Annotated in this window: 16 protein-coding genes; 6 read left to right on the top strand and 10 right to left on the bottom strand. The window is 39.2% G+C overall.

Annotated elements, in window-relative coordinates; translation table 11 throughout:
- The 10 genes from ACQKL0_RS10395 to fbpA all read right to left on the bottom strand — a co-directional run bounded on the left by ACQKL0_RS10395 (position 1) and on the right by fbpA (position 8,900).
- Positions 1-1,179 carry an acyl-CoA dehydrogenase family protein gene (locus ACQKL0_RS10395; protein ID WP_427687370.1) on the bottom strand — a complete coding sequence of 393 codons (1,179 nt, stop codon included), beginning with the start codon at positions 1,177-1,179 and terminating at the stop codon, positions 1-3.
- Positions 1,180-1,287: 108 nt separating this feature from the next.
- Positions 1,288-2,034, bottom strand: a complete 747-nt coding sequence (locus ACQKL0_RS10400) for an SDR family NAD(P)-dependent oxidoreductase (RefSeq protein ID WP_407408726.1) — start codon at positions 2,032-2,034, stop codon at positions 1,288-1,290.
- Between the two features lie 51 nt (positions 2,035-2,085).
- Positions 2,086-3,723, bottom strand: coding sequence for an AMP-binding protein (locus tag ACQKL0_RS10405; protein ID WP_427687372.1), 1,638 nt, complete (start codon positions 3,721-3,723; stop codon positions 2,086-2,088).
- 18 nt (positions 3,724-3,741) lie between these two features.
- A complete protein-coding gene (gene menB / locus ACQKL0_RS10410; protein WP_402989529.1) occupies positions 3,742-4,542 on the bottom strand; it encodes a 1,4-dihydroxy-2-naphthoyl-CoA synthase in 801 nt (266 codons plus the stop codon).
- The gene (locus tag ACQKL0_RS10415; protein WP_427687374.1) at positions 4,533-4,961 is read right to left on the bottom strand and encodes a hypothetical protein; all 429 of its coding nucleotides are present in this window, start codon (positions 4,959-4,961) and stop codon (positions 4,533-4,535) included. The genes menB and ACQKL0_RS10415 overlap by 10 nt, the downstream gene beginning before the upstream one ends.
- Before the next feature lie 16 nt (positions 4,962-4,977).
- Positions 4,978-6,132 carry an acyl-CoA dehydrogenase family protein gene (locus ACQKL0_RS10420; RefSeq protein WP_402989534.1) on the bottom strand — a complete coding sequence of 385 codons (1,155 nt, stop codon included), beginning with the start codon at positions 6,130-6,132 and terminating at the stop codon, positions 4,978-4,980.
- Positions 6,133-6,520: 388 nt separating this feature from the next.
- Positions 6,521-7,858: a sigma-54 interaction domain-containing protein gene (locus ACQKL0_RS10425; RefSeq protein WP_427687376.1), complete on the bottom strand. Its 1,338-nt coding sequence runs from the start codon at positions 7,856-7,858 to the stop codon at positions 6,521-6,523.
- Positions 7,858-8,289 carry a hypothetical protein gene (locus tag ACQKL0_RS10430; protein WP_402989540.1) on the bottom strand — a complete coding sequence of 144 codons (432 nt, stop codon included), beginning with the start codon at positions 8,287-8,289 and terminating at the stop codon, positions 7,858-7,860. The genes ACQKL0_RS10425 and ACQKL0_RS10430 overlap by 1 nt, the downstream gene beginning before the upstream one ends.
- Before the next feature lie 187 nt (positions 8,290-8,476).
- Positions 8,477-8,677, bottom strand: coding sequence for a Fur-regulated basic protein FbpA (locus tag ACQKL0_RS10435; protein ID WP_403080161.1), 201 nt, complete (start codon positions 8,675-8,677; stop codon positions 8,477-8,479).
- Between the two features lie 61 nt (positions 8,678-8,738).
- On the bottom strand, positions 8,739-8,900 hold the full coding sequence (fbpA, locus tag ACQKL0_RS10440; RefSeq protein ID WP_402872581.1) for a Fur-regulated basic protein FbpA: 162 nt from the start codon (positions 8,898-8,900) through the stop codon (positions 8,739-8,741).
- 320 nt (positions 8,901-9,220) lie between these two features.
- Here fbpA and ACQKL0_RS10445 point away from each other — a divergent pair, with 320 nt between their 5' ends.
- The 6 genes from ACQKL0_RS10445 to ACQKL0_RS10470 all read left to right on the top strand — a co-directional run bounded on the left by ACQKL0_RS10445 (position 9,221) and on the right by ACQKL0_RS10470 (position 15,092).
- Positions 9,221-10,597 (top strand): glycosyltransferase, encoded by a 1,377-nt coding sequence (locus ACQKL0_RS10445; protein WP_427687398.1) that lies wholly within the window; start codon positions 9,221-9,223, stop codon positions 10,595-10,597.
- 81 nt (positions 10,598-10,678) lie between these two features.
- Entirely contained in the window at positions 10,679-11,749 is a 1,071-nt protein-coding gene (locus ACQKL0_RS10450; protein WP_427687378.1) for a tetratricopeptide repeat-containing glycosyltransferase family 2 protein, read from the top strand.
- A 194-nt stretch (positions 11,750-11,943) separates the two neighbouring features.
- The gene (gene rfbA, locus ACQKL0_RS10455) at positions 11,944-12,816 is read left to right on the top strand and encodes a glucose-1-phosphate thymidylyltransferase RfbA (RefSeq protein ID WP_427687380.1); all 873 of its coding nucleotides are present in this window, start codon (positions 11,944-11,946) and stop codon (positions 12,814-12,816) included.
- Positions 12,817-12,842: 26 nt separating this feature from the next.
- Positions 12,843-13,796: a dTDP-glucose 4,6-dehydratase gene (gene rfbB, locus ACQKL0_RS10460; protein ID WP_427687382.1), complete on the top strand. Its 954-nt coding sequence runs from the start codon at positions 12,843-12,845 to the stop codon at positions 13,794-13,796.
- Complete coding sequence (gene rfbD, locus ACQKL0_RS10465; RefSeq protein WP_427687384.1) at positions 13,793-14,644, top strand: dTDP-4-dehydrorhamnose reductase; 852 nt, start codon at positions 13,793-13,795, stop codon at positions 14,642-14,644. Before rfbB ends, rfbD begins: the two co-directional genes overlap by 4 nt.
- Entirely contained in the window at positions 14,634-15,092 is a 459-nt protein-coding gene (locus tag ACQKL0_RS10470) for a dTDP-4-dehydrorhamnose 3,5-epimerase family protein (protein WP_427687386.1), read from the top strand. Before rfbD ends, ACQKL0_RS10470 begins: the two co-directional genes overlap by 11 nt.
- Positions 15,093-15,358 lie beyond the last annotated feature (266 nt).

Genomic DNA, 15,358 nt, shown 5'->3' on the forward strand with positions numbered 1-15,358 from the left:
CTATACCCCTATCCTTCGACTTCCTGATTTTCTTTGGTATTGCTTATCCAGCTGTGCCGCTATGATATTCTTTTGAATTTCGGAAGTCCCTTCATAAATCCTGGTAATGCGTGCATCCCGATAAAAACGTTCGATTGGATATTCAGATATATAGCCAATCCCTCCATGTATTTGGAGAGCTTTGTCTGCCACCCGATTATACGTTTCCGACCCTAATAATTTAACCATGGCCGCTTCTTTAATAACGTTCCTTTTTTGATCTACCATCCACGCTACACGATAGGTCATTGAACGAAGAGCTTCCGTATCCAATGCCATCTCGGCCAAGTAATGTTGAATGACTTGCTGCTCAAAGATTGGCTTGTCGAATTGAATTCGCATATGAGCAAATTCAATCGACATCTCAAGTAACTTATCACACGAACCTAAGTTTCTTGCTGCCATTCCCGCACGTCCATTTGCTAAAATTTTCAATGCATTAACATACCCTTGCCCTACATCACCCAAAACATTTTCAACAGGCACCTCACAATCTTCGAAAAAAATCTCTGAAGAATGCGATCCATGAAGACCCATTTTCTTCTCGATTTTTCCTATGTGGAATCCAGGAAAATCTTTTTCGACAATAAAGGAAGTGATGCCCTTTGCCCCTTTTGATGGGTCCGTAACTGCCATGACTGTAAAAATGTCCGCAATAGGCGCATTGGTAATATAATGCTTGCTCCCATTCAAGATATACTTATCACCACTTTTAATCGCGGTTGTTTTAAGATTGGTAGCATGCGATCCTGCGCTGGGTTCCGTTAAAGCAAAAGCCCCGATTCTTTCACCCGATGCCATATCGGGTAGATATTTTCGTTTCTGTGCATCGTTTCCCATCTCTACTATTCCGACGCCACCGATCCCAGTATGTCCGCCAATGACAGTGGTATAGCCGTTATGCGTTCTCCCCAACTCTTCCAGAATGGAACATTTTCCCACCATATCAATTCCCAGCCCACCATATGACTCAGGAATACTAAGACCAAATAGACCAATTTCTTTGGATTTCCGTAAAATGCTTTCTGGAATTTCATCACTTTCTTCAATTAACATAGCATGTGGCTCTACCTCATTATCAATAAACTCTCGGATACCCTGTTTTAACAAGGTGACCTCGTCTGAAAATTCAAAATCCAAAAAATCCACTCCCTTCATAAGTCATTCCCTATCTAGTTTCCTTCCATTCTATGAAACATGCATTCTTTACAGGTCATTCAACTTTACAAGGAAAACCCTTACTCATTATTAAGCCATCGTTAATCCTCCATTGACAGATAGGGTTTGCCCTGTGACGTATCCCGCTTCATCCGAAACAAAATATGCAACAGCACCCGCAATATCCTCCGGTTGAGCCAAACGACGGAATGGTATCGCCTTTACCAAGGCCCCTGTGATCCCTTCATTGTACGAACCAATCTCTTGAAATAATGGAGTGTCCGCTGGTCCTGGGGCAATGCAATTGATGTTAAGCTTATAACGGGCCATTTCTCTTGCAATTGTCTTCGTGAAAGCAATGACACCACCCTTTGCTGCGGAATAGACCGCTTCCCCGCTAGAGCCGACCCTTGCAGCATCTGAAGCAATATTGACTACTTTCCCATAATTATTTTCTATCATAAGCGGTAAAATTTCCTTACACGTATGAATTTGGCCGAGTAAATTAATATCGATGAGTCTTTTCCACGTGCTTGGATCACTTTTTAAGAACGGTTCTACCTTGTCCCACCCTGCGTTATTGACCAATACATCAATCTTTTTATAATGGCCCACCGAATCTTCCACAGCTTTTTTTACACTATCCAAATTCGTTACATCACAATAAACGGATTTAGCTTCATTCCCCTCCTGCTCAATTAAAGTAACCGTTTCATCCGCATTCTGACTATTGATATCTGCCACAATCACTCTCATATTTCTTGAAGCCAGTTTTTTTGCGATTTCTCTGCCAATGCCACTTCCTGCCCCCGTGATAAAAGCGACTCGTTTAGTCATATCAATCCCTCCATTTTTTCATTTTCTTTTAATCGATCATCTACCCTGGCCTTAAATGTTGTCTCCAATCTTTTCATTTATCATTTCCCTCAGACGAAACTTCTGAATTTTCCCGCTTGGGGTACGTGGGAATTCCGTCAAAATTTCTAGCTGTTCTGGCCAATATTGTTTAGCTAAGCCTTTCTTCGAGAGAAATTCCTTCATTGAATCCATTGTAATGGGAACCTTCCCTGGTTTCATGCTGATACAAGCGCATGCTTTTTCCTGAAGGCGTGTATCAGGTACAGCAATAACCTGTACGGTTGAAACATCGGGATGTTCGTATAATACGTTTTCTACATATGCAACCGGAATATTTTCTCCGCCTCGAATGATGATGTCTTTATTTCTACCGGAAATTCGGATATATCCATCCTCGTCCATTACCGCCCGGTCCCCGGTAATAAACCAACCATTCTTATGTTCCGCTATAGTGTCTTCCATTCGTTTGAGATACCCGACAAACATCGCAGGGCCTCTTGCGAGTAAATCACCTTCTACATTAGGAGGACAACTTTCTCCTTTAAAATCGATTATCTTGAGCTCCATATTAGGAAAAGGGGCTCCATCCGTACTCGTTAACTTTTCTTCCGAATCATCAAGTCTTGTCAATGTCACTAAGCCATTTTCCGTTTGTCCCCACCCCGACAGTATTTTGAATGGGACTTTTTCTTTAGCTTCTCTCACAAGCTGTCTAGGAATTGGGGCACCTAAAGCTACAAAGGCTCGAAGTGATTGAATATGATCCCTTTCTATCCCTTCCAATTGAACGGTATCTTGCAGGAAGGGTGTTGCACCCGCAGTAAACGTTATCTTCTCCTTCTCGATCCACTCAATAAACTCATTCGGGTTCCAAATGTCTTGATAGACACCAGTACCTCCAAAATGGGTAGGTAACCGCACACCATACCCAAATCCCGTTTGATGGGCAAAGGTGGATGCCATGAAGAGCACGTCATCCGTTGTTAAACGCAGATGGTCAATCCAATAATTCGTTGATACACAAAGCGTATTATGTGTATGCATGACCCCTTTTGGACTCCCGGTCGTTCCCGAGGTGAAGATAATTTCTGTAATATCGTTCGGATCATGCTTGATGGCATCTAAAATGGAAACATCCATCCGCTCCTCCCATGGTTTCTCAAGCAGGGAAGAGAACGCTTTCATTCCATTCGGTACTTCTTCGCCGACCACAAAAACATGTTCTAATGAAGGCCACCGATGAGCTAGCCTCTCAATCATGTCAGGATAATAGTAGTCGCGGAAACGATCCGGAACCACAATCATCTTAGATTCCGCCATCTCCACCATGAATCCAATTTCCCTATCACGATAAATGGGAATCAAGGGATTGCTTATCGCCCCTATCCGAGTGACGGCATAATGGAGAATAATGAATTCATTCCAATTTGGTAGTTGAAAAGAGATGACGTCTCCCTTTCCCATTCCTATATGAATGAGACCTAAAGCGACCCGATCGACTAGCTTTCCCAACTCCTTATACGTATAACGGCTTTTTTTATCAATGATTGCCGTCTTCTCCGGATTTTTCTCTATTACATCATGTAAATAATCCAGAATCGTTCGATTTGGCCAAATAGATTGGTATTTTTCCACATATTCCTGACTCAAAATCGTATCAAATTTCAATAGAGTTCATCCCCTTTATCATCTTCTGAATTGTTTAAAATCCACTGGCCTTTTTTCTAGAAAAGCATTTTTTCCTTCTTCTGATTCTGGTGTGTTATAAAACATCGCTAAACTACCCATCGATAACTGGGATATCCCTTGGATGTTTGCACTATCGGCATTAAAGGAATACTTAAGCATTTTCAATGCAGTCGGACTCTTCTCAAGAATCTTCATCGCCCATTCTTTTGCCGCATGTTGCAACTGATCTGCAGGGACGATTTTATTCACAAGTCCCATCTCTTTTGACTCCTGTGCGGAATATTGTTCACACAAATACCAGATTTCCCTCGCTTTCTTTTCACCGACTATCCGGGCAAGATACGCAGAACCAAATCCTGCATCATAACTCCCTACTTTTGGGCCACTTTGCCCGAATTTTGCCGTTTCTGATGCAATTGTCAAATCACAGATGACGTGTAGGACATGGCCTCCTCCAATGGCATATCCATTCACTGCCGCGATGACAGGCTTTGGGATGTTTCGAATGGTTTGGTGCAGGGTTTCAATTTCTAATCCCATCCCACCTCCTAAGCCACCGGAATGATCATACCCTCCTTCTTCTCCTTTTTCTTTTTGATCACCACCGACACAAAACGCCTTTTCACCGGTCCCTGTCAAAATTACTGCACCAATTCTGTTATCATCCCATGCGTCACGGAAAGCCCAGATTAGTTCCTGGATCGTTCTTGCACGAAAAGCATTGTAGACTTTAGGACGGTTAATCGTAACTTTTGCTATGCCCTCCATTTTTTCATATAAAACATCAGTTAATTCCATCGTTTAATTCCTCCCTCACTTAATAGCTGTATCATGATTTTCCCTTGAATGACGTCAATACGCTGTTCATTCATACATCTCACTTTCATCGTTATCCAATGTCGCTGTATATCGACATCAATGATCTCTATTTCGGCAGTAATCGTGCTATCTATTTGTACCGGTTGAATGAACACCAGTTCTTTTTGAATGATGACACATGGTCCTTCAGGTAATTCCTTACTGATTGCCTCCGTAATGAGCCCCTCACTTAAAATTCCTGGGACCATCGAGGACCTTCCATCCCTTTTAGAAATATCAAGACCATACACATCATTGTAATCATGTGTCAGTGAGCTCCACCGTGTCACATCATCTTCTGTAAAGGTTTTTTGCACTCTGGCGATTTGACCGATAAAATAGCGATTTAAATGATCCATTCCTTCGTCCACTATCCTAATAAGACCGGAATTCTTTTCCGATAATGTCTTTTGCAATGACCATCATATTGGCTTGTGCAGTTCCATCACCAATCTCTAATCCAATCACATCCCGCATACGTTGTTCTAAGGGCATTTCCTTCGTATAAGCATAGTGCCCATTCAACAATAGGCACTCATGAATGGCTTCCACACTATATTTGGGGCCTAACCACTTTACGGAAGCCGATTCTTTACTATGTTTCAATCCTTGGTCACGAAGCCAAAGTCCACGATAAGCCTGCCATCTCACCAATTCCAATTGGGTAAAATGAGTCACGATGGGGAATGAAACCCCTTGATATGTCGCCAATGGTTTACCAAAAGATTGTCTTACTTTAACGTGTTCAATCGTCTCATCGAGACTTTGCGAAGCAGCCCCTACACATTGCAGCCCGATTAATAAACGACTTAGGTCAAACCCATTCATCACTTGGGAAAAACCTTTATTTTGAAGTCCAATCATATACTCCTCTGGAACTTCAACATCATTCAAATAAATGGAGCCCCTGCCAATTGGTATATTCCCCATGTCTTTGTACCCTTTGCATTCCACTCCAGGAAGATCGGATGGAACAATGAATGCACTTATTCCTCGATTCCCCAAATCAGGTTCTGTCTTGGCGAATAAAACGAAAGCATCTGCACAAGTCGCTACACTTATTCCCGACTTTTCACCATTAAGGACATATACATTTCCATTATGTACCGCAGTTGTTTTGATTCCCCCGGCATCTGTACCCGCTGAAGGCTCCGTAATGGCAATGCCAACAATCTTCTCCCCACTTGCAATCTTGGGTAACCATTCGTTTTTCAATTCTTCTCTAGCATGATTGGTTATAATTTCACCAATCAATGCATTCAGCATGACTGCATAGGTTAGATTGAAATCCCCACGCCCTATCTCTTCAGCAGCAATCCCGGTGGTGACGCAGTCAGCTCCGCTACCCCCATACTTAATGGGGATACGCAAACCATTTACCCCTAATTCACCAAGCTTCTTCCACAAATGCCTTGGCGTGACTTCTTCTCGGTCCCACTTAGTATAGTGTGGCAGCAATTCTTCTTTTGCGAATTCCTTCAACATTTTTCGAAAATACTCTTGTTCTTCCGTAAATGTAAAATCCATCATCTTATTCCTCCCTTTTTTTCAGAATTGTAAGTCTGGTGAAAAACATCAATTGTTCAAAACGAATCTACATATCCCTCTTAAACGGAAGAGAGAATTCCCCCTTGTTGCTATTCTATATTGCAAGATGCGTGCCAAGATGGATTTGTGCTTTAGAGGCTTTTAAAGGAAAAGTATTTTATCAGTTTCACTACTTTTCGCAAACTTGCAAAACAGAAATGCGAAACACAAAGGGGCTGTCCCAAAAGGTGTAATTACACCGAAATTGTATAAATAATAAAAGGCAGAAACGTTGATTTAACAACATTTCTGCCTCTTTGTTTTTGCGAAATTCACTGGAATAAGGACTTATTAGACAGCCCCTTTGTATAAAAACCATTTAATAACCATGCTATTTCAGGTTATACTTCGATATTTTTCTGTATAAGCTCGCAATATGAATCTTAAGTTTTTGAGCGGCTAAAGAACGATCTCCGCCACACTCCTTTAATGTACGCCGGATAGCCAATGCTTCAGCATTTCTTACCACTTCATCCAAACTCCCAAAGTAAGCGTTTTCTTTTGAGCCGTCATATGAGTCTCGCACATTCATGTGAGGAGCCAGAAGTGAAGAATCCATTTTCAATGTCGCCCCCTCAGCAAAATTCATCCCGCGTTCGATAAATGCTTGATACTCACGGACATTCCCAGGCCAATTATAGGAAGTCAACCATTCTTGAAGCGTGGGATCTATCTCCCTTACATCACATCCTAAAATCTTATTGAAATGATTGATAAAATAATAGCCTAATGGAAGAATATCTTCCTTTCGCTCTCTCAATGATGGAAGTTTCAATTCAAACACATACAAACGATAATATAAATCCTGACGAAACTTTCCTTCTTGTATGAGCGTTTTTAAATCCCTATTCGTTGCCGCAATAATGCGAACATCGATATTTTTACTCCCTGTTCCACCCAGTCTTTCTACTTCGCGTTCCTGCAAAACACGTAAAAGCTTTCCTTGGGCCTGGTAAGGAAGCTCTGATATTTCATCCAAGAAAAGCGTACCGTTCTGAGCTAATTCTATTTTCCCTGGCTTCCCCTCCTTTTTTGCTCCACTAAAGGCACCAGGTTCGTACCCAAAGACCTCAGATTCAAATAATTCGTCCGGAATGGCAGCACAATTTATGGGTATGAAAGGGTGGGCCTTTCTTGTACTCAAACCGTGTATGGCTTGAGCAAACAGTTCTTTTCCTGTTCCCGTTTCCCCAGTTATGAGTACAGTTGAATTGCTTATTGCAATTCTAGCCGCAAGTTCCTTAATCCGTTCGATTGCAGGACTATTTCCTATAATCCCTTCGAAATCATACTGATTTGTTTCAACACTGGATATTTTCCTATTTTTGTATTTTTCCAATGTATTTGCATAAAATGACAAATCGGTATATTCTAACTCTTCTTGCCGTATGATGACGTGATAAACGTTATTTTGATCTTTTCTAGTAATCTTAATAAAACACGCATGGCCAAAAATGACACCAGAGAAGACTTTCCTCGGATCACGACTTTCTAAAGGACTTTTCGGAGAGGTTTGAATGATATTCATGATTGATTTACCTATTACATCATCCTTCATAACACTAAAATGTTCTAAAAAATCTGGACTAACACCATGTACTTTCCCTTTTAGGTTCACTTCTATTGAGCCCCAACTTTTTAATTCATTTATCACTTTTTCCATATACATCACAAAACAACTTGATCGTTTTTTAAGAGTAGAATTACAACTTGTCCTTTAATCACTTCGATTCCCGTTTGATTATAGCAAGTGACCTTTTGTGTAACCCAATTTCTATCGATATTAATATCAATTACTTCAAGTTCCGCCGTAATTAAATCACCAACGTGCACTGGATGATAAAAGATTAATTCCTTTTGTAATAAAACACAGGCACTACCCGGAAGTTTTTCACTAATCACTTGGGTGATTAACCCTTCTGTTAGGAGACCAGGAATGACTGGCTGGTCGTAATTGCTTTTCCACTCCTCTTTATTCAATTGATAAATCGGGCTATAGTCATTTGTTAATTCACTACATATCCTTACGTCTGAAATACTAAATGTACGTTGCAACCTTGCAATCTGCCCGATGAACATTTCAGAGATCGATAAGTTCATGCTTCCCCTTCTTCCTATTTGAACTTTCAAAATATTCAATTATATAACAATAACTATACATGGTTTTCAAAACAAAGGAAAGCCGAAATAGAATGCAAATTACAACGTTCCGAACAAATAATAAAGCAGCATCCTTAATGGATGCTACCTATCCAGGCACAGTAAGAAAGCGTTTACAAAAATGACTTTATTTCTTTTTCGACCAGCGAAGAGAACCTACATCATTATGTGGATGGTATTCTAACAAAAGTTTGCTATGCATATTTTCTAATTCAGTTAAAGATAACTTCAACAGTTGCTCCATGCTTTCATCTTGATAAGCGATACTCAGTTTATTAATTAACTTTTTTCGTCTTTCTTCCATACCCTTCCTTATCGTATCCCCCACACAACCCTCTCCTTTTTTATCACATATTTAAAATACCTACATGTATTTCCACGTCCATAATCTATTTATTTTCTTGGATTTGAATTTTAAGATACTCTTCTTCTAATTCACATAACCTTAATTCATAAAGATGTATATTATTTTTTTTATAAATGCCTTTACTTATTAATTGATCAATTAGAAACTTTTTCTTTTCTAAAGTCTTTTCAAGCAATATCCCCAATATTTCTTTCCTCCTTTAATTCGTCCTTTGTTCCCATATGAATTTAATCATTCAAAGGCATAAAAATGTAAAAGGCTTTCCATCCACTTGAATGGGAAGCCTCCAGTAATCTGGTCAGCAGTCTTAGTAATTGTAAGTAAATACTAAGCTCATTAAACCCATTTGTCAAGTGCGAATTATAGGTCGATGCATGAATCTTACCTTAAGAAATTTCTATCTTTTCCACCTATATCGCTTAACGAACACCTGGAAGGATTCACTAAATCTTTAACGCCCACATATATTTAATTGAATATTAACTATGAAAGGTGGAGGTAATACTGAAAACCAGTATTGTTATTCTCACATATAACGAATTACCTTTAACCAAACAGTGCCTTGCCAGCATTAAAGAACATACTGATGACAAAGATATAGAAATTATCGTCGTTGATAATGGCTCTTCAGATGGGACAGTCGACCATTTAAAAAGTATTCCCTCTTTAAAGACCATCTTCAATGAAAAGAACGCTGGGTTTGCAAAAGGCTGTAACCAAGGACTTGATATTGCAACGGGCGATACGGTTTTATTTTTAAATAATGATACAATCGTGACAAAAAATTGGCTACAATCAATGCTCACCTTGCTTTATAGTGACGAAAAAATAGGCATGGTCGGACCCGTGAGTAATTATGTAAGTGGCCCACAGCAAATTGCAGTGGATTATAGCGACATTGACGGTATCGATGATTTTTCAGCGGATTTCTGTCAAAAAAATATTGGCAAGTCTAAGCAAGTCATGCGTTTAGTAGGATTTTGCTTACTAGTGAAAAAAGAAGTGCTTGATAAAATCGGTGGTTTTGACGAACGGTTTGAATATGGGTCCTTTGAAGATGACGATTTATGTCTTCGTACATTGATAGAAGGTTATCAATTGAGAATAGCCTATGATTCATTTGTACATCATCATGGCCATGCCACCTTTACAGCCAATCAAGATATCAACATCCAACATTTGTATCATTTAAATCGGCAGAGATTTCTTGATAAGTGGAAAGTTGATCTAACTTATTACGTTCATCCAAGACCTGAAATTGTTAATCTCGTACCACTGGAATCAAAAAAGATTCTGGATATTGGATGCGGGGCTGGAGCTACTGGTATGGAGTTACTCAATCGACAATCCTGTAAATTATATGGTGTGGAATTGAATGAATTTGTAGGTTCCATCGCCAAGAATCATTTTGAACGTGTCGATACGCTAAATATTGAATCAACGGACCTTCCATATCCAACCGCTACCTTTGATACGATTATTTTGGCAGATATATTAGAACACTTAGAAAACCCATGGAAAGTCATTGAAAAGTTATCTATCTACCTAAAGCCGAATGGTTCACTCATTTGCAGCATCCCTAATATTTCACATGCAGACGCTCTCCTTCCTTTATTGCAGGGAAACTGGAACTATACGGATGCTGGGATTTTAGATCGGACCCATTTGCGCTTTTTCACCCCTAATACTGTACTCGGTTTGTTTCCTTCTCCATTATTTGACGTTCAGTCCCAAACGTATAATTACTTTACCCCCGATACAAAAGCACAACTTTTCTTTAATGAAGTTAGTTTTCTAGCTGAAAAATTCGGATATCACATGGAGCATTTATCCAACTACTCTACTATTTATCAAATGCTCATACATGCTAAAAAAAGATGATAAATGGTGGGTTTACCGTAATTAAATCCATAATCAGTAATTGAATTTGATTTATCCATGGAAGGATGGGGAGATGAGGTTTTGACTACGATTAGTTTATGTATGATTGTAAAAAATGAAGAAGCTGTAATTGGACGATGTTTAGAGTCTGTGAGTAAAATAGTGGATGAAATCAATATTGTAGACACCGGTTCTGACGATCGTACAAAAGAGATTGCTGCCAAATATACAGAACGGATTTTCGATTTTACATGGATAGAGGATTTTGCCGCTGCAAGAAATTATGCATTTCAACAAGCTACAACTGACTACATTTTATGGCTGGATGCAGATGATGTTTTTTTAGAGAAAGACCAAGAGGCCTTTCTAGAACTAAAAAACACAATGGACTCCCAAATTGATGCCGTTTCAATGAACTATAATCTGGCTTTTGATGAAGAAAATAATGTGACCTCCAGCTTAAGAAGATACCGTTTAGTTAAACGCGAAAGAGGATTTAAATGGATTGGAAATGTCCACGAGTATTTAGAGGTCTATGGCCATTTATTTCAAAGTGATGTATCCGTCTCACATATGCCTCTTAATCATGATGCCGAACGTAACTTACGTATCTATGAAAACTTAGATTCATCCGGTAAAGAGTTCTCCCCCCGGGATCTTTTCTATTATGCAAATGAACTGCTGGATCATGGAAAAGTCGAAAAAGCAATTGAGTACTACCTTCGTTTTTTAAACACGAAAAAGGGCTGGGTTGAGGATAATATTAGAGCATGCAACAAATTAGCGGATTGCTACAATAAACTTGGTTTGAAAGAACAGGAATTGACCTGGGTTTTGCACACTCTTGCCTACGGTACTCCAAAACCGGAAACTTGCTGTAGGTTAGCCTATTATTTCTTGCAAAAAAATGAAATACCATCAGCTATTTATTGGTATGAAAGTGCCTTAGCCAATAAAGAAGCAGATGGCCTCTCTTTTCAAAATCACTCTTGTTCAACTTGGTTACCTCACCTACAACTAGCTGTTTGTTATGATAAAGCAGGTCAACATGAGTTGGGGTATCAACACAACGAAAAGGCATTAAAATACCGTCCCCAAGACCCTCAAATGCTATTAAACAAAGCATATTTTGAGAAAAAACTCAATTTATAAAATGACCTTACATCCCGGTAAGTAGGCTTTAGATTTATTATAGAATTCACATCTCCGCCTTTAATTTTCAAGCAATTTCCGCCTTCCCTGTCCACTCATACTCATAAACGCAAGCGCATAAGATGATTTAAGTCAATTTTCCGTAGAAAGACATGACCACCTAGATGTTATCTTCTTTAGGATGTGAAAAGGAAATGAAAGGCATTATATTAGCTGGAGGAAGCGGCACAAGATTATATCCATTAACTAAGTCCGTCTCCAAACAGCTTTTACCCGTTTACGATAAGCCATTGATTTATTATTCACTTTCCGTACTTATGCTTGCTGGAATAAAGGATATTCTAATCATCTCAACCCCCACTGATATTTCTAAATATGAACACTTATTGGGAGATGGGTCCCAACTGGGAATTAAATTAAGTTATATCGTCCAACAAAGACCAGAAGGCATAGCACAAGCGTTTATTATAGGAGAAAATTTCATCGGTAAAGATTCTGTGTGTTTAATATTGGGGGATAACATTTTTTATGGACATAATTTCACAAAAACATTGGAAGAAGTCGTTACCGCAGGAGATGGAGCAACGATATTCGGCTATCATGTGAAAGACCCAGAACGATTCGGTGTTATAGAATTCGACAAGGATCTGAAAGTGATTTCTTTAGAGGAAAAACCTTCCGTTCCCAAGTCGAACTATGCCATCACTGGCCTATACTTTTATGATAATAACGTTATCGATATTGCCAAGAGCATTAAAAAATCAGAACGGGGAGAATATGAAATCACTTCCGTAAATGAATGTTACCTCAAAAAGAATCAACTGAAAGTCCGATTATTAGGCAGAGGTTTCAGCTGGTTGGATACAGGCACCCATGAATCACTGCTTGATGCCTCTTTATTTATCCAAACCATCCAAAGCAGGCAAAATGTCCATATAGCTTGTATAGAAGAAATTGCTTTTCGTAAGGGATTCATATCAGCTCAACAGCTTCTTGCATTGGCGAAGCCATTAGAAAAAAATGAATATGGGCAATACCTCTTAAGGTTAGTAGAAAATTTACCGTAGACTATTTATTGAAAGGTGGCCATTCTTTGAATGTTCTAGTTACAGGTGGTGCTGGTTTCATCGGCCTCAACTTTGTTCATTATCTTCTTGAGCATACTTCGTATCAAATAACTGTAATAGATTCCCTGACCTATGCAAGCCATCCACAGGAAATACAGGCCTTAACCTCCAACCCCAGGTTACGTTTCGTGAAAGGTAGCATTTCAAACAAGAGCGATTTGGAAGCCACGATGGATCGAAAGTATGAAGCCATTGTCCACTTTGCCGCTGAATCCCATGTAGATAATAGCATTCAAAATGCTGATGATTTCGTCCAAACAAATATTGTCGGTACCTATCAATTATTACAACAATTAAAAACAGGGGTAGCGAAAAGAATGATTCATATCTCAACAGACGAAGTATATGGAACTCTTACCCCAGTTCAGCAACCATTTACCGAATTGTCTCCTCTATCACCTAACAACCCCTACTCCGCAACAAAAGCAAGCTCGGATTTATTAGTGCGCGCTTACTATGAAACATTTAAATTGCCATTAATGATAACCAGGTGCAGCAATAACTACGGTCCTTTTCAGAATAAGGAAAAATTCATTCCAACCATTGTTTTAAAAGCCCTTCAAGATCAGCAAATCCCTATATATGGGGATGGTCAGCAAATAAGAGATTGGCTGTATGTCCAAGACCATTGTAAAGCAATCTCTCTTATTCTTGAAAGTGGCACGCCTGGTGAGGTTTATAATATTGGTGGAGGAAATGAAAAGAAGAATATAGATGTCGTAAAGAGGATTTTAGAGATAATGGGTAAATCAGATAAATTAATTGAATTTGTTGAAGACAGAAAAGGCCATGATCGAAGATATGCAATCGATTCTTCGAAGTTACAAAGTGAATTGGGTTGGAAACAATCCTCAACCTTCGATCAATCATTACTAAATACGGTCCAATGGCATATCAATAACTTTGGTGCATCCATATGAAGAAGGTCGTCATTACGGGTTCCGGCGGACAATTGGGAAAAGAGCTTATGCAATTACTGAAGGACGATTATTTAGTACATCCATTTACCAAACAACAACTGGATATTACGAATCGCAAACAAATTGAAGAAACGCTCGAACAGATCAAACCAGATTTCCTTATCAATACTGCAGCATATACGCAGGTGGACCTTTGTGAAACGAATATTGATAATGCTTATTTAATCAATGGCATTGCCCCCTATTATCTAGCATGTGAAGCAAAAGAGAAAAAGGTGAAATTCCTCCATATCAGCACAGATTATGTATTTGACGGTAAAAAAACCGAACCATATAAAGAAGATGACGAAACCTACCCCCATACCATTTACGGAAAAAGCAAGTTACTCGGTGAAGAATTCATGCGCCTTGCTTATGAGGAATCCACAATAATAAGAACCTCATGGTTATACGGTCATAATGGGAAAAATTTCGTTAACACCATTAAAAAATTAGCTGCTTCCACTAAGGAAATTCGTGTAGTTGATGACCAATTTGGAAGCCCCACTTATACAAAAGACCTGGCAACTGCCATTAAACAATTATTGACGAAGCCAGCCGGAATTTATCATGTCACCAATTCCGGAATTTGCACCTGGTATGAATTCGCTATGGAAATCGTTAAATACTTACAATCAGATGCGGTAGTCACCCCTGTTTCTACAGAAGAATATGGCCTGGCAACTCCTAGACCCAAGTATTCTGTCTTAAGTCATAAAAAGATAAACACTAATGGGATCCACATGCGAAATTGGAAAAAGGGATTACATGAATTCTTAGCAAAGGAAGATGGTAAAAATGGGAATTGAAGGTGTTATTTCAAAAAAACTAACCAAACACAGTGATGATCGAGGCTTTTTTGCAGAAGTTGTTAGAGATGACGACCACCTGTTAACTCATTTCGGCCAGCTTTCCTGGTCAACCTCCTATCCAGGGGTCATCAAAGCCTTTCACTACCATGAAGAACAGGATGACCTCTGGTTCTTCCCTTCCGGCAATGCCCAAGTGGTTCTATATGACTTAAGGGAGCATTCCAGTACAAAAGGGGAAACCAATGTCTATTATATGGGGGAAAACAATCCGATTATCTTGCTCATCCCAAAGGGAGTAGCCCACGGATATCGAGTACTTGGTGAAAAATCAGCAACTGTTGTATATTGTACGACTAAATCATATAATCCATCTCGGCCGGATGAAAAAAGAATTCCTTGGGATGATGAGAAAATAAACTTCGACTGGAAAACACAAAATAAATAAGCAAGTAAAGTTTCCATAATATGATTTGAAGATATCCATATGCTTATTATGCCTCCTGAACTAACTTATTATTACCGGTCAAATAGGCATATTTACGTGCCTCCCCTCGACTTGTTTACCAAGGAAATATCTTTATAAAAATAAAATTCACTGCCATTAATGGCAGTGAATTTCAGACTGTAGACAAACTCGATGAAAATCGACTTTGCCTACAGTTTTTTTTGTTTTAAAATAGAAGTATTAAAACTTGGAGTGATGAGGATGCT

Origin of the sequence: Peribacillus sp. NPDC097264 (assembly GCF_050277925.1) — a bacterium.
Classification (GTDB): domain Bacteria; phylum Bacillota; class Bacilli; order Bacillales; family DSM-1321; genus Peribacillus.